At 51.6% G+C, this 22,766-nt stretch carries 20 protein-coding genes; 9 read left to right on the top strand and 11 right to left on the bottom strand.

Going from position 1 to position 22,766, the window contains the following annotated elements:
* The 4 genes from ACO0LL_RS29450 to ACO0LL_RS29435 are packed head-to-tail and all read left to right on the top strand — an operon-like array spanning window position 1 to window position 5,300.
* Window positions 1-1,302 carry an ABC transporter permease gene (locus tag ACO0LL_RS29450; RefSeq protein ID WP_422954386.1) on the top strand — a complete coding sequence of 434 codons (1,302 nt, stop codon included), beginning with the start codon at window positions 1-3 and terminating at the stop codon, window positions 1,300-1,302.
* Between the two features lie 7 nt (window positions 1,303-1,309).
* On the top strand, window positions 1,310-2,557 hold the full coding sequence (locus ACO0LL_RS29445; protein WP_422954385.1) for an ABC transporter permease: 1,248 nt from the start codon (window positions 1,310-1,312) through the stop codon (window positions 2,555-2,557).
* A gap of 41 nt (window positions 2,558-2,598) precedes the next feature.
* Window positions 2,599-3,933, top strand: coding sequence for a sigma-54-dependent transcriptional regulator (locus ACO0LL_RS29440; RefSeq protein ID WP_422954384.1), 1,335 nt, complete (start codon window positions 2,599-2,601; stop codon window positions 3,931-3,933).
* Window positions 3,930-5,300 (top strand): sensor histidine kinase, encoded by a 1,371-nt coding sequence (locus ACO0LL_RS29435; RefSeq protein WP_422954383.1) that lies wholly within the window; start codon window positions 3,930-3,932, stop codon window positions 5,298-5,300. The genes ACO0LL_RS29440 and ACO0LL_RS29435 overlap by 4 nt, the downstream gene beginning before the upstream one ends.
* A gap of 5 nt (window positions 5,301-5,305) precedes the next feature.
* Here the strand turns inward: ACO0LL_RS29435 and ACO0LL_RS29430 are convergent, their stop codons facing one another.
* Window positions 5,306-6,550, bottom strand: a complete 1,245-nt coding sequence (locus ACO0LL_RS29430; RefSeq protein WP_422954382.1) for an ATP-binding protein — start codon at window positions 6,548-6,550, stop codon at window positions 5,306-5,308.
* Window positions 6,551-6,569: 19 nt separating this feature from the next.
* Entirely contained in the window at window positions 6,570-7,259 is a 690-nt protein-coding gene (locus ACO0LL_RS29425; RefSeq protein WP_422954381.1) for a response regulator, read from the bottom strand.
* A gap of 202 nt (window positions 7,260-7,461) precedes the next feature.
* Between ACO0LL_RS29425 and ACO0LL_RS29420 the strand changes: the two genes are divergently transcribed.
* Both ACO0LL_RS29420 and ACO0LL_RS29415 read left to right on the top strand, forming a co-directional pair.
* Complete coding sequence (locus ACO0LL_RS29420; RefSeq protein ID WP_422954380.1) at window positions 7,462-8,340, top strand: intradiol ring-cleavage dioxygenase; 879 nt, start codon at window positions 7,462-7,464, stop codon at window positions 8,338-8,340.
* 289 nt (window positions 8,341-8,629) lie between these two features.
* Complete coding sequence (locus tag ACO0LL_RS29415; RefSeq protein WP_422954379.1) at window positions 8,630-10,435, top strand: ABC-F family ATP-binding cassette domain-containing protein; 1,806 nt, start codon at window positions 8,630-8,632, stop codon at window positions 10,433-10,435.
* A 73-nt stretch (window positions 10,436-10,508) separates the two neighbouring features.
* Here the strand turns inward: ACO0LL_RS29415 and ACO0LL_RS29410 are convergent, their stop codons facing one another.
* Genes ACO0LL_RS29410 through ACO0LL_RS29400 form a run of 3 tightly spaced genes read right to left on the bottom strand, consistent with a single transcriptional unit; the run spans window position 10,509 to window position 13,027 of the window.
* On the bottom strand, window positions 10,509-10,781 hold the full coding sequence (locus tag ACO0LL_RS29410; protein ID WP_422954378.1) for a hypothetical protein: 273 nt from the start codon (window positions 10,779-10,781) through the stop codon (window positions 10,509-10,511).
* Window positions 10,782-10,830: 49 nt separating this feature from the next.
* Entirely contained in the window at window positions 10,831-12,327 is a 1,497-nt protein-coding gene (locus ACO0LL_RS29405) for an ATP-binding protein (protein ID WP_422954377.1), read from the bottom strand.
* Between the two features lie 58 nt (window positions 12,328-12,385).
* The gene (locus tag ACO0LL_RS29400; protein WP_422954376.1) at window positions 12,386-13,027 is read right to left on the bottom strand and encodes a response regulator; all 642 of its coding nucleotides are present in this window, start codon (window positions 13,025-13,027) and stop codon (window positions 12,386-12,388) included.
* 445 nt (window positions 13,028-13,472) lie between these two features.
* Here ACO0LL_RS29400 and ACO0LL_RS29395 point away from each other — a divergent pair, with 445 nt between their 5' ends.
* The 3 genes from ACO0LL_RS29395 to ACO0LL_RS29385 all read left to right on the top strand — a co-directional run bounded on the left by ACO0LL_RS29395 (window position 13,473) and on the right by ACO0LL_RS29385 (window position 16,619).
* Window positions 13,473-14,144, top strand: a complete 672-nt coding sequence (locus ACO0LL_RS29395) for an energy transducer TonB (protein WP_422954375.1) — start codon at window positions 13,473-13,475, stop codon at window positions 14,142-14,144.
* Window positions 14,145-14,546: 402 nt separating this feature from the next.
* Window positions 14,547-14,903, top strand: coding sequence for a hypothetical protein (locus ACO0LL_RS29390; protein ID WP_422954374.1), 357 nt, complete (start codon window positions 14,547-14,549; stop codon window positions 14,901-14,903).
* Between the two features lie 84 nt (window positions 14,904-14,987).
* On the top strand, window positions 14,988-16,619 hold the full coding sequence (locus ACO0LL_RS29385) for an alkaline phosphatase D family protein (protein WP_422954373.1): 1,632 nt from the start codon (window positions 14,988-14,990) through the stop codon (window positions 16,617-16,619).
* Between the two features lie 82 nt (window positions 16,620-16,701).
* Here the strand turns inward: ACO0LL_RS29385 and ACO0LL_RS29380 are convergent, their stop codons facing one another.
* The 6 genes from ACO0LL_RS29380 to ACO0LL_RS29355 form a co-directional block, all read right to left on the bottom strand.
* Window positions 16,702-17,541: a hypothetical protein gene (locus ACO0LL_RS29380; protein WP_422954372.1), complete on the bottom strand. Its 840-nt coding sequence runs from the start codon at window positions 17,539-17,541 to the stop codon at window positions 16,702-16,704.
* A 59-nt stretch (window positions 17,542-17,600) separates the two neighbouring features.
* A complete protein-coding gene (gene lpoB / locus ACO0LL_RS29375) occupies window positions 17,601-18,215 on the bottom strand; it encodes a penicillin-binding protein activator LpoB (RefSeq protein WP_422954371.1) in 615 nt (204 codons plus the stop codon).
* Between the two features lie 52 nt (window positions 18,216-18,267).
* Complete coding sequence (locus ACO0LL_RS29370) at window positions 18,268-18,669, bottom strand: YcfL family protein (protein WP_162043465.1); 402 nt, start codon at window positions 18,667-18,669, stop codon at window positions 18,268-18,270.
* Between the two features lie 22 nt (window positions 18,670-18,691).
* Complete coding sequence (locus ACO0LL_RS29365) at window positions 18,692-20,209, bottom strand: COG3014 family protein (protein ID WP_422954370.1); 1,518 nt, start codon at window positions 20,207-20,209, stop codon at window positions 18,692-18,694.
* A 299-nt stretch (window positions 20,210-20,508) separates the two neighbouring features.
* Window positions 20,509-21,459, bottom strand: a complete 951-nt coding sequence (locus ACO0LL_RS29360) for an alpha/beta hydrolase family protein (protein ID WP_422954369.1) — start codon at window positions 21,457-21,459, stop codon at window positions 20,509-20,511.
* 87 nt (window positions 21,460-21,546) lie between these two features.
* Window positions 21,547-22,584 (bottom strand): hypothetical protein, encoded by a 1,038-nt coding sequence (locus ACO0LL_RS29355; protein ID WP_422954368.1) that lies wholly within the window; start codon window positions 22,582-22,584, stop codon window positions 21,547-21,549.
* Window positions 22,585-22,766: the final 182 nt, after the last annotated feature.

Here is a 22,766-nt window from a genome sequence, read left to right as displayed (position 1 = left end):
ATGTTTCGTTATTATTTTTTACTCGGCATACGCAGCCTTCGCCGCAATCCGGCCCTGACTGCCCTGATGGTACTGACTTTGGCAGTTGGCGTTGCTGCCAGTATCTCCACCCTGACAATCTTGCATGTGATGTCGGGTGACCCGATACCACACAAGAGCAACCGGCTGTTCACCCCCTGGATGGATAACGGCCCATTGAAAGGCTATACGCCGGACGACAAGCCGAATGATACCCAGATGAGTTACCGGGATGTCATGAATCATCTTCCGGCAAAAATTGGAGAGAGACGTACGGCCATGTATGGCATATTGATGGCCATAGAACCAGCACGCAAAGATTTGCCTGCGATAGAGCCCGAAGGCGCCGCAGTCACCAAGGATTTTTTCGCCATGTTTGACACGCCGTTTTTACATGGCCAGGGATGGACTGAAAACGACGATGCAAAAGCCGCAGACGTTGTCGTACTCGGAAAAAAAATGGCAGACAAGCTATACGGCAATACCAATCCTGTTGGTCAGTACCTGACCATGATAGGACATCAGTTCCAGATCGTCGGCGTACTCGACACCTGGGAACCAAGCCCGCGCTTTTACCGCAATGCCACCTTTGGCGTGCAGGAAGATTTCTTCATCCCTCTGGCCAGCGCCATCCGGCATGAAATTACCCATGCAGGCGGCATGGGTTGCACTGGTGATACTGCTCCTGGCTGGCAAGGGCGACTGGATTCTGAATGCACATGGCTGAGCTTCTGGTTTGAATTAAAGTCAGAAAGCCAACGCCCTGAACTGCAAAGCTACCTCGACAATTATGCATCCGAGCAGCGCAAGCTTGGGCGTTACATGCGTCAGGCAAAAAATAAACTGTTCAATGTCATGGAATGGCTGGAAGAATCCAAGGTAGTTGGCAACGATAACAAACTGTCTGCCTGGCTGGCATTTGGTTTCCTGTTGCTGTGTCTGGTGAATACCGTGGGTCTGTTACTGGCGAAATTTTCTGTGCGGGCATCGGAAGTCGGCGTAAGGCGTGCACTTGGCGCATCCCGCAAAGAGATATTCAATCAATTTCTCATTGAGAGCAGTGTCATCGGCCTGGCTGGTGGTGTTGCGGGACTGTTGCTGGCATTTGGTGCACTTGCCCTGATCGCCAACCAATCAAAACAACTGACTGTCGTGGCACATATGGACTGGCAAATGCTGAGCATTACCTTTGTGATGTCAGTCACCGCTGCCATATTGGCGGGCTTGTTCCCGACCTGGCGTGCATGCCAGGTGACGCCTGCAATACAACTCAAATCACAATGAGGCTATCATGAAACTTAATCTCGAAATTCGCCCCATTTTGTCTGCGCTGCTGCGCAGCAAGACCGGCGCCATCCTGGTGGCCCTGCAGGTTGCCATCAGCCTGGCAATTTTAACCAACGCTGTCTATATTGTTAAATTGCGTATGGAAGTGGTAGCACGCCCGAGCGGTGTCGCAGAAGAAAACGACCTGTTTTCCATCAATATCAGCAACCGCAAAGTCGCTGATCATACTGAACAGATCGCCACGCAAAAGCAAGAAGAAGCAACCATACGCGGGGTCTCTGGCGTGCAGGGCGTGACAAGAGTCAGCCAGACACCATTATCCTGGTCCGGCAGTACCACTGGTGTTTCGCTGGACAGGAAACAGGCTGCCACCAGTGCCAACGTATCGATGTATATCGCATCGGAATCCGTGATGAAACTCTGGGGCCTGAAGCTGGCTGATGGGCGAGACTTCAATCAGGGTGAATTTCGCGAAATTGATACCAGTACCAGCAAGGAATTTCCCAATGTCGTCATCATTACCAAGGTACTTGCAGAAAAACTCTTCCCTGGTCAGGCCAGTGTCGTTGGCAAAACCATTTATTTTGGTACAGGTGACGATGCGTACGAGACAAGGATCATCGGTGTACTTGAGCGTTTGCAAACCCATGCTGCCCAGATTGGCGAAAAAGGTGAAATCTCGGTTGTCTTGCCGATACGCATGTCAAATGACCCCTACTCCAAGTATTCGGTACGCGCCGAACCCGGCCAGCGTGAACGGGTAATGAAGGATGTTGAGATGGCACTGAGAAAAGCATCTGCTACACCTATCATCGTCAATTTGCGCAACCTTCAGGAAGACAGGTCCAGACGCTACCGCGCTGACAATGGCCTGGCCTGGATGCTGATTGCAGTCTGCGTGCTGCTCTTGCTGGTCACTGCCAGTGGCATCGTCGGCATTTCCAGCCTGTGGGTCACGCAACGTCGCAAGCATATCGGTGTGCGCCGTGCACTGGGTGCGCGCAAGATAGACGTGCTGCGTTACTTCGTCACAGAAAACTTCATGATCACCACTTTTGGTATCGCCTGCGGCCTTGCCCTGGCCATAGGTCTCAACCAGTTATTGGTCAGCAAGCTGGAACTGACCAAATTGCCTGCAGCTTATTTGCTAGGAGGCAGTGTAATTTTCTGGATACTTGGTATCATCGCGGTGGTGGGACCGGCGGCACGTGCTGCGTCGATATCACCAGCCACTGCTACCCGCAGTACCTGAAATACTAAAACCCCTAAGCTTTGAAAACACAAACACTGACAATGCCTACCGTATTAATTATTGATGACAATGCCACCGTTGCGGTGGCACTGGAAGTGCTGTTTTCCCTGCATGATATTGATGCGGTCTGTGCCACTTCGCCAGAACAGGGCCTGGCGATGCTGGAGCATCAGGCTGTCGATCTGGTGATACAGGACATGAATTTCACTGCCGATACCACCTCTGGTGATGAAGGCCGTGCCCTGTTCACTGAAATTCGCAAACTCTACCCTGACCTGCCTGTGATCTTGCTGACAGCCTGGACACATCTGGATGCAGCAGTAGAATTGATCAGGTCAGGTGCTGCCGATTACCTCGGCAAACCCTGGAATGACCAGAAACTATTGACCACCGTCAGGAACTTGATAGAACTGGGGCAAAGCAACCGCGCCCTGCAACAAAGGCTACAACGCGAACGCAAGCAAAAACGCGAGCTTGAGCAAAAATTCAATCTCTGCAACCTGGTCTGGAATGATGCTGCGACCGAGCGCGTGCTGGGCATGGCTTGCCAGGTCGCCCGTGCTGATGTTCCGGTGTTAATTACCGGGCCTAATGGTGCAGGCAAGGAAAGAATCGCTGAAATCATACAAGCTAATTCCAGTGTCAAGGATGGCCCTTTTGTCGTGCTCAATTGCGGTGCCCTGCCCGCAGAGTTGATAGAAGCAGAACTATTTGGTGCCGAAGCCGGAGCTTATACCGGAGCCAGCAAAGCACGCGAAGGCAAGTTTGAAGCGGCAGACGGTGGCACCCTGTTCCTCGATGAAATTGGTAACCTGCCGCTGGCCGGGCAAATGAAATTATTGCGGGTGCTGGAAACCGGGCGCTTTGAAAGACTGGGATCAAACAAGGAAAGACAGGTCAAGGTACGCGTCTTGAGCGCCACCAATGCTGATTTGCCAGCCATGATCAAGGCAGGCAGCTTTCGCCAGGATTTGTTGTATCGCCTGAACGTCATAGAATTGCATTTGCCCACGCTGGCAGAACGCACTGGCGACATCTTGCCGCTGGCAGAATACTTCCTCAACAATGGCAAAACCCTGCATCCCAGCACGGCATCAGCACTGGTGCAATATGCCTGGCCGGGTAATGTCAGGGAACTCAAAAATGTCATGCAGCGCGCCTGCCTGCTGGCAGCCAAAACTGAAATCATGCCCACTGATCTTGGCCTGCCCTTGGCGAATAGCTGGGTCAATGAGCAAGAACCCGACAAAGAGGCGATAGAACGCGCCCTGCAAAAAGCTCATGGCGTAGTGGCGCAAGCCGCTGCTGAACTGGGTTTGAGCCGCCAGGCCTTGTACCGGCGTATGGACAGGCTGGGTATCAGCCGTAGCGCATGACAGACCAGAAAGCGCCATCAGCAAGCGGTAGCGTTCCCGGCCAGCGCCCGCTGTTTTCCATGCTCACGCGTTTGAGTCTGTTGATGGCAGCAATATTATTGCTGGCAGTTGCTGTCAGCATGCTCATGCTGCATTTACTGCCAGACCAGATCTGGCTGGCTGCCGGACTCAGCCTATTGATTGTCTTGCCGACAGGTTTGATTCTGTTGCGCAGCCAGTTACAAGCCATGATACGTTTGTTCCACACCCTGGCTGGCACGGTCATCAGTTATCAGGATAATGATTTTTCCATCGGTGTGCACTGGCCCTTGCAAGACGAGTTGGGTGAACTGGTAGATGCCCATAATGCACTGGGCGATGTCTTGCGCAAGCAAAGATTGAATCTGGTACAGCGTGAATTGCTGCTTGATAGCATGGTGCAGAACACGCCGGTAGCGATGATGCTTGTGGCTGACCATGGCCCCATCGTCTTCGCCAATATCGCGGCCAGGCAATTGCTGAACCAGGGGCGCAAGCTAGAAGGTTTCAGTTTCAATGAGGTGATGACACAAGTCTCGGCCTCATTGCGGGAAGCCATACTGCGCGGTGGCGATGGCTTGTTCACAGTAGCTGCCAAAGATGCAGAAGAAGAGGAAGAGGTGTATCACCTGGCGCGCCGCCACTTCAGCCTGAATGGCCGTCATCATGAATTATTTTTGCTGCGCCACCTGACGGTGGAATTGCGCCGCCAGGAAGTGCAGACCTGGAAAAAAGTCATACGTGTGATCAGTCATGAACTCAATAACTCGCTGGCACCGATAGCCTCGCTGGCAAATTCTGCTGCGGTACTGGTGGGCCGTGGCCAGACCGAACGTCTGCCTGGCATCTTGCTCACGATAGAAGAACGTACCCGCCATCTGGAAAGTTTTATCGATGGTTATGCACGCTTCGCCAAACTACCGACACCGAGGCTGGAGAGCACGCACTGGGATAGCTTTATCGCTGGCCTGAAGTCGCAAGTCATCTTCACCGTGACTGACAGCTTGCCTGAAGAACCTGTCAACCTCGACAGGGCACAAATGGAACATGCGTTGCTGAACCTGTTAAAAAATGCCCATGAGTCTGGCTCACGGGAAGATGAAGTATTTCTAAACATACGCAACTTGCAAGGCATCATACGCATAGAAGTCATGGACAGGGGCAGCGGCATGACAGATACGGTGATGTCGAATGCCCTGATCCCCTTTTACTCCACCAAGCGTAGTGGCACAGGCCTGGGCCTGGCACTGGTGCGTGAAATCATAGAAGCACATGGCGGCAGGATCAGCCTGCAAAACCGTGAAGGCGGCGGCCTGAACGTCAGCCTGTTCCTGCCTGTATCACCCTAAGCAAATTAAGCAAATGCCATTGGCAAAACCATCAACATGCACAGCCCGGCGGCACGGCGATTGCTGGCCGTGATGCTGCCACCATGCGCCTGTATCACGCGCTGGGTAATCGCCAGCCCCAGGCCATAACCTTCGCTACTTTGTTCTGCCAGCACACTACGGTAGAAAGGCTGGAAGATGCTCTGCAATTCGGCTTCCGGCACGCCTTCACCTTCATCCAGGATGGACACATGTAAATGTGTACCCAGTATTTCTGCGTGTAGAGTCACGGCAGTATCGGGACGGGTATGCCGTATCGCATTGCGCAAGACATTTTCCATCGCCCGGTGCAGTAATTCATAGCGCCCCAGTATGCAGACCTTGCTGATGGCATCGGCAGAATATTCAGTCTTGAACGCCTTGCCTGCGGTCTTCGCTTCAAAGTGGGCATTGTCAGTCAGGTCAGCGAATAATTCATCCATGTGTATCAGGTCTTGCCCTGCATGGGCACCTGCTTCGAGACGCGACAGTGTCAGGATTTCACCAACCAGTTTATCCATGCGCACGGCTTCCCTGTCCATGCGTACCATGTATTCTTCCGCCTTGTCCGGCTGCTGGCGTGCCAGACCTATCGCCGCCTGCAAACGTGCCAGCGGTGAGCGCAATTCATGCGACACATCATGCAAGAGGCGACGCTGGTTTTGCAGGGAACCTGTCAACTGCTCGGCCATGCGGTCAAAGTCACGCCCCAGCTCTGTCAATTCGTCCTTGCGCTTACCCATGCTGTCTCCTATGCGCGTCTGTAGCTTGCCGCCTGCCAGCTCATGAAAAGCCTCGCTGAGCCTGCGTATAGGCTTGGACATATACCAGGCCATCAGGGCCGCAAACAGCAGGCTGGCAAACAGGGCAACCGTCATGGGAATGAAGGCACGCGAATCGCCACCATCATGCGGTGGCTTGCGCATACCCATAGGCACCGGCCCAGGCTCACCAGGCGGACCACCGGGTCTGGATGCATCACGGAAATCCGGACCGGGACCATGTTTGAATTCAGAACCAGGGCCGGAGCCAGTACCGGGGCCGCGCCTATCCTCATGCTGGAGTTTGTCGGGCTGCACAGCGATTGCAGCAGCCCTGGCCATGTCTTCATTGCTGCGCTTGATCCAGAAGGTCACACTGATACCGGCGATGGCCGTCAATTGCGCCAGCCAGATGAAGAAAAAGAATTTCCAGAATAATCGACCGAGTTTCAGCATACTGAGTTTAGGCATCATTACTCGCTTATTCACTTTAATCGCGCGTCAGCATATAACCCTGGCGATATACCGTCTGTATGACAGTACGGCCATCGGCAAAGGCGCTGATCTTTTGTCGTATGCTACTCAGGTGGACATCGATATTCCTGTCGAACCTGGCCAGTGGGCGGCCCAGGCCCTGCTCGGACAATTCATTCTTGCTGACGGTTTGCCCGGCATTTCTTGCCAATAACTCCAGCAGGGTAAATTCAGTGCTGGTCAGGTCCAGCATTTTATTATTCCATTCTGCGCGGCGCTGGCCTGGCCATATCTGCAAGGCACCAACGACCAGACATAGCCGGTCCTGGTCGGCATTCATGCCGCTCTCGGTACGGCGCAGGATGGCTCTGAGCCTGGCCAGCAATTCGCGTGGGGTACATGGCTTGGGCACATAATCATCGGCGCCCAGTTCAAGACCGATGATGCGATCGACATCATCACCACGCGCGGTCAGCATCAGTACCGGCATGCGGCTGTGCTCGCGTATGCGGCGCAGGGCTTCGATGCCATTCATACGCGGCATCATGACATCCAGCACGGCTATCGCATACTGCCCAGATAGCGCCTCTGCCACGGCTTGTTCGCCATCATGTACGGTAGTAATGGCAAAACCCTCACGCTCAAGATATTCCTTGAGCATGCCTACCAGTTCGACGTCATCGTCTGCGAGCAATACCTTGGTCATAAAGTGTGGGGATATGAATTCTATGTACTGATGATAGCAAAGCCATCTATGCACGCGTGCAAATTTACCTGCTTTTACAGTCCGGCAATTTCCAGGACACAAAATCCTTACCTAACTTTACCTTTGCTTTACTGCACTTAACAAGTCATCAAGACACAATGCAGCAACACCAATGTAATACCCACAGCGAGGAAAACACATCATGGAAAAGCATGGCAACCAACTGGAAACTGATCTTCACACCCTGATGCAGGCAGCTGCCTCGCGCAGGCAGATGCTGCGCTGGATATCGGCGGGTGGCGCTGCGACCTTGCTAGGCTGTGGTGGTGGCAGTGACGCCTCCACCTCAACGGCGACTTCATCAACGACAGGTACCACCACCACAGGTACAACTACTGGCACAAGCACGGGAACAACAGGCAGCACGACTTCTTCCTGCAGCATCATACCTGAAGAGACAGCCGGGCCTTATCCTGGTGACGGCAGTAACAGCAATGGTGTCACTATTGCCAATGCGCTGGCGCTGTCAGGCATAGTACGTAGTGATATACGTTCCAGTATTGCCGGTGCCAGCGGTGTGGCGGCAGGTGTGCCCCTGACCATCAAATTGCAACTCGTGAATACCAAAACCAGTTGCGCTTCGCTGGCGGGCTATGCGATCTATCTGTGGCATTGTGACAGGGATGGCAATTATTCCATGTATTCATCAGGCATCACTGCTGAAAACTATCTGCGCGGCGTGCAGGAGACAGACAGTAATGGCAGTGTCAGTTTCACCACGATCTTCCCTGGTTGCTATTCAGGACGTATCCCGCATGTGCATTTCGAGGTTTATCCCAGCGTGGGCAAGATCAGCAGTGCCAATAACAAAGTCAAGACTTCGCAATTCACCTTCCCCATGGCCACGCTGAACGAAGCCTACCAGGCAACGGGTTACACCACCAGCGTGCGTAACCTGTCGCAGATCACGTATGCAACAGACAATGTCTTCAGTGATGGCACCAGCCTGCAAATGGTCAGCGTGACTGGCAATGCCACACAGGGTTATGTCGTGACCCTGACCGTGGGCATATCTGTATAAAACTTACAATACCGGGGACAGAAGCAACTTGTTTTGCTCCCGGTATTTGCATAGAATCGGGTTTTATTTCTACTCTTTTCAAGAAAGGAGGAAATATGGAAGTTCTAAAGTATGCCATCAGCGGCATACGCAACTTTGGTACCTTTGCCAGCTCTTGTCCTGAATCCATCGCGCAGCGATAAAAGGCGAGAGCACATATATCCCATCACCCTCCGGGCCAGTTCTCGGCTCATTATCGTTAGCGCTCCTGTTGACGTGGATGTTTGCATCCCAAAACAAAGACAAGAGCATGACTACCTTATTATCTGCACAAGCATTACAACTCGACACCAGCCACGGTGTTTTATTTCAAAACCTTAACCTCACCCTGCAAGTCGGTCAACGCATAGGCTTGATAGGCCACAACGGCAGTGGCAAATCGACCTTGCTCTCCCTGCTGGCAGGACAACGTAGCGCTAATAGCGGCAGCATACAAATGGCACGCCTGTGTCGCCTGCAATATGTAGAGCAACACCTGCCACCTGCTCTGCATGCGCTGAGCCTGTACGATGCGATGCTGGATGCGATCAATGACCAGCCAGAATTGCACTGGCGTGTCGATAGTCTCTTGCAAGAACTTGGCATAGACGCAGCGACTGCTGAAGTTGCAGTGCAATCCCTGTCCGGTGGACAGCATACCCGCCTGCTATTGGGTCGTGCCTTATTGCGCGACCCCAATCTCTTGCTGCTGGACGAACCCAGCAACCATCTCGACTTGCCATCGCTGTTATGGCTGGAAGAATTTTTGCTGAACTGGAAAGGCGCATTCGTACTGGTGTCACATGACCAGCGCCTGCTGAACCGTGTGACGCGACAAAGCTGGATCTTGCGTGACCGGCAAATCACCAGCTTTGACCAGCCCTGCTCTGACGCCCTGCACTCCCTGGCTTTGGCGGATGAAGCCGTACAGGCCAGACGTGATGCAGAGCAATCTGAAATTGACAGGCTGGCAGCCAGTAGCAAGCGTCTGGCCATCTGGGGCAGTGTGTATGACAATGAAAAACTGGCACGCAAAGCCAAGAGCATGCAAAAACGGGCAGACCGGCTGAAGGAAGAACAAACCACAGTCACCGAAGGCCAGCCCTGGACTTTGCAATTGCATGGCAAGGCATCGCCTGCCAATCACTTACTGCAACTTGATAGTCTGACAGTCAGGGCAGCGCCTGGTTTGCCAGCGCTGTTCAAACTGGAGCAATTCGGTATAAGGCCAGGTGACAAGATTGCCTTGCTGGGCGCGAATGGCACAGGCAAGTCTTCGCTGCTCAGGCAGTGCTGGCAAGCGATACAGGCAGGCCAAGAGTCAGTCCAAAAATCAGACCAGAAACCAGACCAAAAGTCAGGACAGGACAGCGAACACATCAGCTGGCATGCGACAGCGCAGATCGGTTATTACGACCAGTCTTTGCAACAACTGAACAGCGATGCCAGCCTGCCGGATGCGCTGTATCCCTTTGTCGCTGGCTCTGATACTGCCAGGACAGAACTGGCACGCAAGCAGGCACTGATCTCGGCAGGATTTCCTTATCACCGGCATCAACAAAAAGTGGCATCGCTGAGTGGTGGTGAACGGGCACGTCTGTTGTTTTTGGCACTCTCGCTGGCCAGCTACCATTTGCTGTTTCTCGATGAACCAACCAACCATCTGGACATGCAGGGCAAGCAGGAATTGACAGAAGCACTGGCAGGATTTGCCGGTGGCTTTTTGCTGGTATCGCATGACCGCGATTTGATAGAGCAAAGTTGCCAGGAATTCTGGGTAATACAGGATGGTCGCCTGGAAAGGTGGCTGGATGCAGAAAGTGCCTATGAATGCCTGCGGCAAAAACAGCCTGTCTCTGAAACGGGGCGGGCGATGTTGGCTGCACCTGAGATAGCGAATAACAAAGTGGGTGAGACAGTGCTCAGTGATACAGAGCTGGCTTTGCAAAGGCTATGTGAACTGGAAGAATTATTGCAGGCTGATCTGGCACGCAAACCCAGACACCAAAAGCCGCAACAACAGGCAAGCTGGCATCAGGAAATGGCAGATTTAAATCAGTTTCTTGGTCTGAATTAATTCGCCTGACCAGCAGTAAGTCATTCCCGGCGGAGCGCAACATCAGGCAAGCAAGATGTTGTGCTCCGCTTTTTTAACTATCGGGCAAGCCCTGGTCACACCACATGCATGCCTCGCGCTGACTATCGGTACGCATGCTGCATGCCGGGCATGCAACCAGGTTTTCTTTTTGTGTTGAAGCGTTGGAAAATACCCTGAAAAATATCCATACAGCCAGGACAGCAAATCCCACAAAGAAAACCAGATATGCCGCAGCAGAAGCAGATATCCAGTCCTGCTGTACCGCCATAACAATCAACAGCAACAACACTGCACTGACAACTGATATTCTGAACAAGAATTTCATCTTGCGTATCCCTTATATATTTCCTTATCCCTCATCCCTTAGTCCAGGTTCATGCGAGCGGAAAACGTATGAGCAATTGCGTCCCGGTTGCGGCAGAGGATTGCAATTCAATCTCGCCATTAAAAGCCACCACACGTTCGCGCATACCGGTGATGCCTATGCCAGCAGAGCTGTGGTGTATATCAAAACCCACGCCATTGTCGCTGACCTCTATCTGCAAACTCTTTTGCTCTTCCAGCATGGTCAGGGCCACTTCGACCTGCGTCGCGCCGGCATGCTTCATGACGTTGGACAAGGCTTCTTGTATGATGCGATAAACTGAAATTGCCAGCCCGCTATCGAGCCCTGAAAAATCCCCATCGCTATCAAAATGAAACTGGCAGCCTGGCACATTGCTGTTGTAATGCCTGAGCATGTCTTCGACCGCACCTTGCAAGCCCAGCATATCCAATACTTCAGGCCGCAGGCGGCGCACCAGGTTGCGGCCATTGGCATATAAATCCAGCGTCAGTTTGGTGATGGCTCTGGCGCGTTCCTGAATTTCTTCGCTGGCACCATCAGCGTCCATCTGCGCAGCAAGGTGCTGTATGCGTTGAGCTTCCAGCCTTGCGGCAATCAATGAGGCATTCAGTTCATCGTGTATTTCTATGGCGATGCTCTTGCGTTCATCTTCTACTATGCTGTGCACCTTTTGTATGAGCTTGCGTTTCTCTGCATTGGCCTTTAAGGCTTCATTGCGCGACTCCATCAAATCACGCGTTCTTTCCTGCACCTTGTTTTCCAGATCCTGCTTGGCCTGTTGCAGGCTGATGGACATGGCATTGATAGAAATCTGCAAGTCCCCTATCTCGCCCCCTGTTGTCACTTCCAGCGTATTCGAATAATCACCCTCACGTATTTCACGCAGAGTTTCTATGGATTTTTGCAAGGGCCGTGTCAGGCTCAATGCCAGATAGACTGCCAGCACCGCGCTGACAAACAAAGCCAGCCCGCTCATCGCCAGTTCAAACATGAAGCGCTGGCTATGTTTGGCCAGCATGCGCGTCGCCGACATCGTGACCCTGATATAGCCCAGTATGTCTGCGTCCTTGCTTTCAGTGCTGGCCGTCGTCAGCGGCAGGACGCCTGATTTTGAAGTCCGGGATTCTTTCAGCAAATTTACCCATACCAGTTGACGTCTGACCGGTACTTCTACCGAATGTTCCGTTTGCTGAACTTTTTCTGTAGAAATAATGTGCAAGATGTCCTTCTTGTTTGTATCAAGCACATCTATTCTGGCAATGCTGCGGTCTGACAACATGACATCCGTCATGGTGCTTTTCAGGCCGGGCAGGTTCTTGGTCAGCAGGTTGTATTCAACGCTCTCGGCCAGTGCTGTGGAGATCACATACGCACGCTCCAGCAATTCTGCCTTGCCCTCTTGCAGGCGCGACTGATAGGAATACCAGACTACCGAGCAAAACATGTAGATCACAGGCACGAAGATGATGAGGAACAGGCGCGAGCGCAAATCCCAGTTGCGCCAGAGCAGCGCGGCAAAATTCATTGCGGCACTGCCTTGATCAAGGCGGATACTAATGCGTGTAACTTTGTCTGCAACAGCATCACGGTGCAATCAATCCATGTTTGACCGCCAGCTTGGTGATGTAGGCAGGACGGTGTACACCCAGTTTTTCCTTGATGGCCTGGCTGACGTTGCTGATTGTTTTCAATGACAGGTCCAGCCGCTCGGCGATCTCGGCATTGGTCAGCCCTTCTGCCATGAGTTTGAAGATTTCAAGGTCACGCTCATTCAATAATGATTGCGGTGATTCATCACCACGCACCGACAGATTCGCCAGACGCTCTGCGATCTGCGGCAGGAAATACAATTCCCCCTGATGGGCGCGCTGCACAGCGGTTGCCAGATCAGCCGGGTCACAGTCCTTGGTCACAAAAGCCTTGGCACCGAGGCGATAAGCCTCCTTGATCAGCGCATCCTGATCAAACTGACTCAGGAAGATAATCTTTGCATCGGCAAATTGCGCAAGGATATCGCGCGCCGCATCCAGACCAGTCAGGTCAGCACCAAAGCGTATGTCCAGTATCACAACATCCGGCTTCAAGGCGGCATATTGCTCAAACGCTTCTTGCGGCGTCCTGGCCTGCCCCAGCACAGTAATCCCCAAGCTGCCCAGCGACATGGCAAAACCCGTCATCACGATGGGATGATCATCAGCCAGCAATACCCGTATGCCATTTTGCATAATTACAACACCTTATAAATTAGCAGAGTTATTTACTCATCAAACGCAATAGTAATGCTTTTTACTAGCAATTGCATTAGCAGCAGCGCATAAAGCATGGGCCATAGTGATAAAGACGATTGTTGAAAGGTTTTTTCAATTTGGCTGCAGCGGTAACCAGAGTAGCAAGCAGAGATGAAGCGGATAAATTTTTCCGTTCAAGCGATATTGAAATGATTAAATTAATCATAAATACATTGTCTGAGAATGTGTAAATCACAAAATAAATAAAATAAATGCTTTTCAATTGACATTTTTATTGCTATCTTAAAGCACATGGATTGCACATTAATGCCATTTTCAACTACTTCCACAGTTGAAAAATCGCAAAAACAGTTGCATCTCCAAGCCAGCCCCGGCATGTGCTTGCGCCACGCCGGGCCAGATCCCAAACCTGGAGAACAAAATGGAATTTACACAAAACCAGCAACATCCCTTTAAGCGCATGCCACGTTTGGGTGTCGTCGCCGTGCTGCATGTGGCCTTGTTAGCTGCTTTGCTTAACAGCATGAAGGTCAAGATCAGCCCACCAGTTTTTTTTGAACCCAAGTCTATTCACGAACCTGAAAAAATCAAACCTGTAGAACCCGATTATTTTCCGCCTCCACGAGACACTTTACCGCCTCCCATCAATCCACCGGTCCTTCCTCCGACAGATGTAATCGGCGATCCGCCGCCCATTACCCCTCCTGTAGACCGTGGTGGCAAAACAGATGAAGGCAATACAGGAAAAGTCATTGAAGGCACAGGCGTGTCGGGTAGCGGTACCGGGACAGGCACTCAAGTAGTAAAGAACCCGGTCCATGTTGCAGCCGTCGTCGATATGAGCCGTTGTGAAAAGCCCGCCTATCCAGCAAGGTCGATACGTATTGGAGAGACCGGGACAGTGACACTAGCCATGCTGATAGGTACAGATGGGCGTGTGCTTGAAACCAAAACAGAGGGTAGCAGTGGCTCACGCGATCTTGACAAAGCAGCCAGCCAGGCTCTGTCACTGTGTCGCTTCACACCCGGCACCATCGATGGCGTGGCACAGCAAAGCTGGACCAAGGTGCAATATGTCTGGAAGATAGATTAATCAGGAAGGGAAACAACAAGGCATGCCTTCCCCGATGTCTTTCCCACTTTGCCGCTTCCCGTTTTTCTGCCTGCCTGTCGTGCGGTACCTGCGACAGGTAAGGCAGTTTTTTTAAATAGAACTTACGCAAAACCGCGCCAAGCTTGCAGCCGACTGTACTTCCCAATTCGTCATACCCACGCAGGCGGGTATCCATGCCTGATCGGCCCCATCGGGTCTACGGTTGATCAACGATGGATTCCCGCTAAAAGCATGCGGGAATGACGGTTTGGGGTACTCTGTATTTATTGTGTTCATTGTGCTCATTGTGATCTGTGCATGGCCGAAACAAAAATCGTCCAGGCCAATTTTGCGTAAGTCCTATTAAATATGAACTGACACCTTACGAATGACGAACAAGCCATGCACCGCAAATACAGCCACTCCAGCTATCTTCGCGTCCTCTGCTTTTTTGTCAGCATGATGCTGGCTTCTTACGCAACGGCTACTTTGCCTCCCGCGATCAATAGCGATAAGGACTTACCTGTACTCATGGTCAATATTCAGGATCATGCGGCCAACTCAACTGCGGCAAGTGCCCCTGCGTTTACGCCCTATCACGGCGCAATCGAACGCTCACCCTATCTGGGCTGGATTATCCTGATATGCGCCTGGCTGCTGCCAGCAGGCATGCTGGTCGTAACGCTTGCCACCGTGTTTGACTTTCGCAAACGCAGACGGGACGATGAATTATTTACTGCGGCTACGGCAGCACATTAAGTGAAGTCTGCATCTGCATTGACATGTCTTGGTCATACTGGCACTTTAGAATAAGGCCATCTAAAGTCTCCGTAAGGAAAAGCCATGTCCAAGGATCGCAAGCCAAACAAGAGTGAACTGGAACGCCGCCAGTTCCTGTGCAATGCCAGCGCCAGCGCCAGCGCTGCTGCCATCATCGCAGCAACCGGCCTGCCAAAACTAGTACGCGCACAAACTGCGCCGGCACTCATCACGTCAGACAAGCTGCGTCCGCAATTGCCCTGTGGCGTCATGAGCGGCGACATCACACGCGACAAAGCCATCATCTGGAGCCGCACCGACAGGCCCGCGCGCATGCTGCTGGAATACGCGAATAACGAAGCATTCAAAAATGCTTCCAGCCTCAATGGCCCAGTGGCATTGCCCAGCACAGATTACACAGCACGCATAGACTTGAGTGGCTTGCCCGCAGGCCAGCGCACTTATTACCGCGTGCGTTTCCAGGACCTGCAAAACCCGTCTGCTATCAGCGAAGCATTACAGGGCAGTTTGCTGCTGCCAGGCGGCAAAGAGCGCGACATCACTTTTGCATTTTCTGGTGATGAAGCGGGCCAGGGCTGGGGCATTAACGAAGCTTTTGGCGGTTACCGTATTTATGAAAGCATGCGCCGCTTCAAGCCTGATTTTTTCATTCACTCAGGTGACCAGATTTATGCAGACGGACCTATACAGGCGCAAGTCAAACTGGATGATGGCAGCCTCTGGAATAACATCACCACACCCGCCAAATCCAAAGTCGCAGAAACCCTGGACGATTATCGCGGCAATTTTGCCTATAACTTCCTGGACGCAAACAAGCGCCGCTTTGCTGCAGAGGTACCCTTCCTGGTGCAATGGGATGATCATGAAGTACGCAATAACTGGTACCCAGGCCAGCAGATCGGCGAAGCAGAAAAACGTTACCAGCAGCGTGATCTGAATACCCTGGCAACCAATGCACGCAGGGCCATGTTTGAATACAATCCTTACCGCATAGACCAGCACGATCCTGACCGCATCTATCGCATGTTCGGTTATGGCCCCTTGCTGGAAGTGTTCATGCTCGATGAGCGTAGCTACCGTGGCAAGAATTCACCGAATCTGCAAACGACACTGAATGATGACGCCGCCTTCCTCGGCAAGCCGCAACTGCAATGGCTGAAGCAGGCATTGCTGCGTTCACGCGCTACCTGGAAAGTCATCGCCAGCGACATGCCCATCTCCATTGTCGTACCAGACCTGAACCCTGATGTACCCAAAGGCACTTATGAAGCCTGGGCCAATGGCGACAACGGCAAACCACTGGGACGTGAACTCGAAATTGCCGAGGTACTCAAATTCATCAAGCAGCACAATATCAAGAACGTGGTCTGGGTCACTGCCGATGTCCACTATGCAGCGGCGACTTATTACACGCCGGAGAAAGCCAAATTTACCGACTTCAAACCCTTCTGGGAATTTGTCGGCGGCCCCTTGAATGCGGGTACCTTTGGCCCGAATGAAGTCGATCAAACCTTTGGACCCGACGTGAAATACGTCAGCGTGCCACAGGGAATGAAACAAAACCGCTCACCGGCAGAATTGCTGCAATTCTTTGGTATTGCGAAAATTGATGCCAAGACCAAGGCAATGACCGTGTCCATCCACGACATCGATGGCAAGAGCCTGTATAAAGTCGATATCAATCCAGAAGCCTGACAGGCTTTCAGTTACCGATGTATTTCAAAAAGCAAAAAGCCTGGTGAACACCAGGCTTTTTTACTATTGAACTGCCACAAGATTATTTATACACAGTGACCGGCTCAGTATTTTGCACAGGCACAACAGGTTGACCATTTTGCACACGGCCATACTGGCCACGGTTGGCACCGCGAGGTGCGCCGAACTGTACCAGCAATTCATCATAGGCGGCGTCAGCCAGGCTGCGGGAAGTCTCTTGCATGACCTTACCACGGCTGAAGACTACACGGTCACCAGCACGGCTGATGATCTTGGTATCGACACCAGAACCGCTGGCGCTGAAAGCTGCCTTGACTTCATAAGTCTTGGTATTGATGAGGCTAAAGTCAGCAACCAGGTCCAGCGACAGGCTGGCTGTCATGGAATTACCGTATTGCAGCTGGTTACTCTCCTGGCGGAACTGGATATTGCTGACAGTACCAAACAAGACATAATCAGCGCCCGGGTACATGCCCTGCTTGATACGGCCTATGATGTCATAGATTTTTTCCATGGGCTTGCCAACATAAGGGCGAGCCTGAACCAGAGAAACACCACCACCCTTGATCAGGGCACCTTTGAGGTCAGCAGTGTAAGTCTTCAATTCACCACGATCGATGTAGGTATAGAAACCTTCGGCTTCGTAGTAATTGCTTTCGCTCTTGGCGTTTACATTGCCACGCTGGGAATAGCTGTGATCGGTTTCACGTTCACTATAGCTACCCTTGACACTGCTCTTGCTGGAAGCAGAAACCACACGGAAATATTCACTGACTTTTTCTTCATAGGTCAGGTCAGTCACCGCAATTTTTGGGATGGTCATTCTTTGTTCAGCGGCAACGGCAGAAAATGCCGCTACAGAGCAGAACAGGCCTGCCATCAGTTTTTTCAGATTCAACATCGTATTGCCTCTTTGAATGAATAGCGCTTCAGAATTGCGCTTCAGAGTAAAGCCTGAGATTAGCGCTTGGAAGTTTTACGAATTTCTTTTTCGTCTTGCCATTCGATGGAGCCTTCTTCAACGTCATACAATTTCAAAGTCATTTTGTAGAACACGTCTTTGGTATTGGCATTTTGCTTGACGATGGAAACAATCTCGCCTTCCAGGGAGTATTTGGCAGCAGCCATATTGCCGATTTTTGCCTTGCCCTGAGCTTTGTACAAACCGCTTTGATTTTGACGTTGCAACTCATCGACGCCTTGCTGCATTTCATCAGCGCTACGGGTGAACTTCACCTTGCGGCTTTTCACGAGTGCAGTCTGAATACTGTTCATAATGGATTTGGTATCGATGTATTCGCTGGTCTTGTTGCGTACGCCAGCCAAAGTCATGGTCGGGCGATTTGCCAGTACCGGGTCTTCGAGCAGGGAACCGACCATTTTTTCTGCAATCATTTGCAGATCAGTAGAACCAAACTCATTGGTGACAGTTTCTACCGCCTTGTTGTCGCCATAACTAACCTGGCGTGCCAGGCTGACAGTAGGCTGGGACAACCTGGTCTGACAGGCAGTCAGTGAGAGGCCAAGCAAGACGACGAGCGCGCAGCTTTTGGACAGTGAGGAAATGCGTTTCATATGTACTCCGTAAAGATAATCTTGTTACTGTTCACTATTTCACTATAGGTGATTAGCGTGGTTCTGCGCTGAGCTCTATCCTGAAATCCGTTGCTTGCGGACCATAAGCCGTGCCTTTGACGAACTGGCTTTGCTGGCCCAGTATCATCAATGGTTTCCAGACTTCGCCGTCACCTACCTGCATGCCTGCTGCATCAGTCCACCGGAAACGGTAATACACGCGGACATCGCGGTTGGTCAGGTTGACCATCTCAGCCTGCACGACCATGACATCATTCTTGCGTTGTGAACGCAGGTCAGTCACCTGCACACCTTCGAGCGTGCCACGCACCATCAGTTTGGCAGCAATACCGGGCGAAGATGCGTTCGGGATATCCTGGGCCATGACAGGGGTGACGAAGCAGGCAGCCAGCAAAGCCGTGCATGCAGCAAATTGTTTGGAAATCAGTTTCATATATCCTCTTCTATCCTCTATATCAGTTGGATTTGGTGCTGGTAGTGCTGGTCGTACTTGTCACTGTGGTGGATTTCGCTACCGGTTTTTTGACTGCCGGTTTTGCCTTGCCTGAAGGCTTGGCGTCGACTGCCTTGGCTTCCGGCTCTTCCTGCAATTGTGCTACAGGTGTCACGCTACCAAATTTTGCCAGGTCGCCGAGGTAAGTTTTGTCCTGGTAAACACGCACAGGAACTACCATATAGCGGCCATCAACCGTGATCTTGCTCGACTCTCCGCGATTACCAAAATTCAGATCATAATCGCCTGGAGGCAAAAATGCACGAGCGACAAACACGCGGTCTGGCAAACTGCGCCACATACGGTCATCTGCCGGGCTCTCAGTTACGGCAACCGCCAGATTGGCGGCCAGTCCAGCGAGTGCACCAAAGTTTTTATTTACCTGGTCCTGTACCAGGCCCTTGGTAATGGCACGCACTGCAGCACGGGTATAAATACCTGGCAATTCATCTTTCAATGCCTTACGTGCCATTACGTTGAAGTCAGTGACCAGCGCGGTAGGCAGCATTTGATTACCAACACGGATACTGTTGATGACAGGTGCATTCGGGTCAGGGTAAATCACCGGGAAAGCAAACGAGATAGTCACCAGACCACGGCCAGTTGGCACAGGGAAGGCGATTTTCTTGGATTGGCGCGCAGGTGAATTACCAGCCTCGATAATGAACAGCACATCGGTCACGCCTTTTTTGCGGCGGAAGCTGGTACGTTGGTCCAGACCTTTCAGGCCATCTTCGAGCACCGGCAGGTCGGGGCGCAATTCAATTGCCTTGCGATAGCCAGGTGCAGCCAGGCCAGGCTCATTCAGGGCTTCATAAACAAAACCTGCCAGGTAGTGGCTTAGAGCATTCTGATAACCGTTTTTCAGCTTCAGCACCTCAGGGTCGTTCAGGGTTTCTACCGGGTAGCCATTGAGCTCCTTGCCGGTGGAACTGACGCCCTTGTCCTTGGCTTCTTTTTCTGCTTCGGCTGTTTCCTTGGAACGGAATTCAGCAATCACGGCTTCGCGCTCATGCGTACGTTTGATATCAACGCGGGCAGTATCAAGGTCACCCAGGTTCAGCCTGTCCATCGCCATGCGTGTGGTCAGCATGACTTTTTCATAGTCCTGGCCTTCATAGTCGCGGCTGGCATCACCCATGATGGTGGCACCGATCTGGCCCATGAGTTTTTGTGGCGATGATTTGGCAGTTTCTTCCCAGATTTTTACCTTGGCGTCAGCCACGTCAAAAGCGTCCAGGCTGTCTTTATAGCGCTTGCCTACGCGCATCAATTCGCCTTTTTCCAGATTCAACAGCAAGTCAGTTTTGTTATTGCCTTGCGTTTGCGCTTCTACCTGTCTGATTGCTTCATCAATCTGGCCAGATCTTGCAACGGAGAGTGAGGCAGCAACTTTGCTGTCATGTGTAGGCGTAGTCACGCAGCCCGTCAGCACAAGTGCTGCAACAACAGGTGTCAGGGTAAAGGCTTTTAGGCGCATAGTTATCATTATAAAGAGCTAGTGTAGGGTGAAATGCAAAACGCACGCATGGAAATATCCACACGTACGCATAGACGATAAGTATAGTAAGGCTTTGCATTTTTGTCATAGCTTTAACTGCTACGAAACCGAAGTTCTTGTAACTAGTTGTAATGAAATAGAGGAAATAGAATACTGTTTCGATATGAATTGCTGTGCATTAACGGTAATTCATCTCACTGCTTATTTTCCTGCTTGTTCCCACTTATTCACTATTTACTCATTACTTTCTCATGACCTACTTATTACCTACTTACCAACTACTTATTTTCCACCTTATGCTCCAACAACCAAAGGTCTATCTGATGCATGAAATCAGGCAAATAGTTTCTGTCCTTTGTGCTGAGGCCGTGGCCAGCGTCGGGAAAACGCCGTATATCAATGGCTTTTCCTGCAGCTTGAAACTGCTGCCCTAAATGGGCAATTGCATCTTCAGGAATAACCGGATCAGCATCTCCGACGGCCAGCAGTACCGGCATGTTCAAAGCCAGCAAATTGGCCGTTTGTGGAATGGCAGCTATCTCTGACCAGTAACGCCAACTACGGCCATGCATGCGCGCTGTATCTTGATCTGCCGGCGTAGCACTCAAGCCTGCCTGTAATTGCTGCCAGGCCGGCAGCATCGCGGGATTTTGCTTCGCCAGCGCGGCATACACATCTAGTGCATTCATCCCAGCATGCGACAGTAAAACCAGGTGCGTTGCAGGTAAATGCTGCGCCAGTATGGGGGCCAGTTCTGCCCCTTCGGAAATACCCATGATGACCAGGCGTTGCGGCATATTTCCTTGCGCTTGCAGGCCCGCCATTTGCGCGCGTATAAATTCCAGTTGATCAGCCTGCCAGCGTGAAGGATGATCAGCACGCTTGTAGGCTTCGCCGCAAGCAGTACCATTAGAGCCCGGCAAGATGTGGCGCTTGTGCATGATGAAAACCCGCGTGCGGCCAGATTCCCCTTCCAGCCCAGAAAAATACTGCGGCAAAAACGGCCCCATGCTGACACAATCTGAACCAGAAATCACAAAGACCACATTCGCCAGTGGCTGCTCTTCATCTCTTTGCTGCCAGGGCTTTCTATCCATGTCAAAATAAATCGCGTGGCCGCCATCGCTGAATTTAAATTGATGCAGATTTACTGCCACCCGCTCACGCTGCAAGTCTGCCACGCTGCAGGCAGACAACAGACCGCAGAGCGCGATGACAGTCAATGTCATGAAATGTTCTAACGTATAAACTGCGCGCCAGTAGCCTGCAAAAAATTTCAGCATGACATAGGATTTATAGATGCCAATTCGAAAGCATTATTTTGAAAATGCCTTGCGCGATCCATCTTCATAGACCTGATCATCGGCGAGCAGTTTTCCGTTTTCATCCCAGCTACGCTCGCGCTGTATGCGGCCACGTTCATCGTAATGAGATTCGCGCACCAGCGCGCCGTTTTGTGCGAAGCTCTGGTGCACGCCAATCGGGCGTTCGCGGTAGCGGCCTTCATAGACATAGCGCTCAAGACTGGACATCTTGCCGTTATCAAAATAATTGCGTACTTCCTTGACGTCGTCCTTGCCTTCAACAGAGAATTTCTCGCTACGCTTGGGTTGTCCATTCAGGTAAAAACTGGCATCGGATATCAAACGATTCTGGCGACGGCCCTCTTTTTCAACGAAGGCATACAACTGCTCGCGCACTTTCGGACCAGTCTCGTGATATTCAACTTCACGCTCAATCGCAGCAGGTTTTTCTGTAACGTTCCACGCAGTTTCTTTAAACAATACACCAGTGTCAAAATATTGTTTGCGTGTCTTTTGTTTTGTACCAACTTCGTCTACTGTTTCAGGCTTGCCGTTGTCATAGTAATGCGTGGCTTGCTGAATCTCACCTGCAAGAAAGGTGAACTGGCTGCGCAAGCGCCCGCCTTCTGCAAACAATTGTACCTTGGACGGTTTGCCATTGAAACCGCACAGGGCTGCATCATTCGCATGGGGTGCCAGCAAAGCTTTGTCACCACATTCAATTGCACTTAATTGTTTGTCCTGCGTATATTTGATGGTGGCTTTTTCCTTCGGATTTTCACCAATAAAAGAGATCCGCTTAGCTGCGCCATTGGGATACCATTCGCGCACCAGGCCGCGGGTACTGCCATTGACATTGTTTTCTTCACGCAGCACTTGTCCATTCGGCGCAAATTCACGCGCACGACCATCGGTATTGCCACGCTCATTGACGCTGTGTTCCTTGAACAAAACACCGTCCTTGTAATAACGCACCAGCCCCATGAAAACACCTGCGCGCAATTCCTGCTCGCGTACCAGCTTGCCAGTATTCCTGTCCACACATTTCATGATGCCGGTTTTACCCGCAGTTGTATTACCGTTGGCAGGATTGACCTGCTCTTTGTTTAAGGAACATCTGATTAAGTTCTAATTTCCATCAATTACAAAATCATGTTCCAGTCAAAGCATAAAACGTGCTGCTGAACATGATTTTCATCAAGAATTGGGGAGTTGTATCCCCAACTTCTTCA

Origin of the sequence: Undibacterium sp. TC4M20W (assembly GCF_049340245.1) — a bacterium.
GTDB lineage: Bacteria > Pseudomonadota > Gammaproteobacteria > Burkholderiales > Burkholderiaceae_D > Undibacterium.
The sequence above is the reverse complement of the archived record's forward strand: the minus strand, read 5'-3'. Positions and strand labels throughout refer to the sequence as shown.

What these genes read in the sequence shown, in the direction of transcription:
- ACO0LL_RS29355 (WP_422954368.1), bottom strand. Translation starts at nt 22,584, where the DNA reads ATGAAATGTGTGGACAGGAATACTGGCAAGCTGGTACGCGAGCAGGAA.
- ACO0LL_RS29380 (WP_422954372.1), bottom strand. Translation starts at nt 17,541, where the DNA reads ATGTTGAATCTGAAAAAACTGATGGCAGGCCTGTTCTGCTCTGTAGCG.
- ACO0LL_RS29405 (WP_422954377.1), bottom strand. Translation starts at nt 12,327, where the DNA reads ATGAATTTTGCCGCGCTGCTCTGGCGCAACTGGGATTTGCGCTCGCGC.
- ACO0LL_RS29430 (WP_422954382.1), bottom strand. Translation starts at nt 6,550, where the DNA reads ATGCCTAAACTCAGTATGCTGAAACTCGGTCGATTATTCTGGAAATTC.
- ACO0LL_RS29365 (WP_422954370.1), bottom strand. Translation starts at nt 20,209, where the DNA reads ATGCGCCTAAAAGCCTTTACCCTGACACCTGTTGTTGCAGCACTTGTG.
- ACO0LL_RS29410 (WP_422954378.1), bottom strand. Translation starts at nt 10,781, where the DNA reads ATGAAATTCTTGTTCAGAATATCAGTTGTCAGTGCAGTGTTGTTGCTG.
- ACO0LL_RS29385 (WP_422954373.1), top strand. Translation starts at nt 14,988, where the DNA reads ATGTCCAAGGATCGCAAGCCAAACAAGAGTGAACTGGAACGCCGCCAG.
- ACO0LL_RS29435 (WP_422954383.1), top strand. Translation starts at nt 3,930, where the DNA reads ATGACAGACCAGAAAGCGCCATCAGCAAGCGGTAGCGTTCCCGGCCAG.
- ACO0LL_RS29360 (WP_422954369.1), bottom strand. Translation starts at nt 21,459, where the DNA reads ATGACATTGACTGTCATCGCGCTCTGCGGTCTGTTGTCTGCCTGCAGC.
- ACO0LL_RS29400 (WP_422954376.1), bottom strand. Translation starts at nt 13,027, where the DNA reads ATGCAAAATGGCATACGGGTATTGCTGGCTGATGATCATCCCATCGTG.
- lpoB (WP_422954371.1), bottom strand. Translation starts at nt 18,215, where the DNA reads ATGAAACGCATTTCCTCACTGTCCAAAAGCTGCGCGCTCGTCGTCTTG.
- ACO0LL_RS29390 (WP_422954374.1), top strand. Translation starts at nt 14,547, where the DNA reads ATGCACCGCAAATACAGCCACTCCAGCTATCTTCGCGTCCTCTGCTTT.
- ACO0LL_RS29445 (WP_422954385.1), top strand. Translation starts at nt 1,310, where the DNA reads ATGAAACTTAATCTCGAAATTCGCCCCATTTTGTCTGCGCTGCTGCGC.
- ACO0LL_RS29450 (WP_422954386.1), top strand. Translation starts at nt 1, where the DNA reads ATGTTTCGTTATTATTTTTTACTCGGCATACGCAGCCTTCGCCGCAAT.
- ACO0LL_RS29425 (WP_422954381.1), bottom strand. Translation starts at nt 7,259, where the DNA reads ATGACCAAGGTATTGCTCGCAGACGATGACGTCGAACTGGTAGGCATG.
- ACO0LL_RS29420 (WP_422954380.1), top strand. Translation starts at nt 7,462, where the DNA reads ATGGAAAAGCATGGCAACCAACTGGAAACTGATCTTCACACCCTGATG.
- ACO0LL_RS29395 (WP_422954375.1), top strand. Translation starts at nt 13,473, where the DNA reads ATGGAATTTACACAAAACCAGCAACATCCCTTTAAGCGCATGCCACGT.
- ACO0LL_RS29415 (WP_422954379.1), top strand. Translation starts at nt 8,630, where the DNA reads ATGACTACCTTATTATCTGCACAAGCATTACAACTCGACACCAGCCAC.
- ACO0LL_RS29440 (WP_422954384.1), top strand. Translation starts at nt 2,599, where the DNA reads ATGCCTACCGTATTAATTATTGATGACAATGCCACCGTTGCGGTGGCA.
- ACO0LL_RS29370 (WP_162043465.1), bottom strand. Translation starts at nt 18,669, where the DNA reads ATGAAACTGATTTCCAAACAATTTGCTGCATGCACGGCTTTGCTGGCT.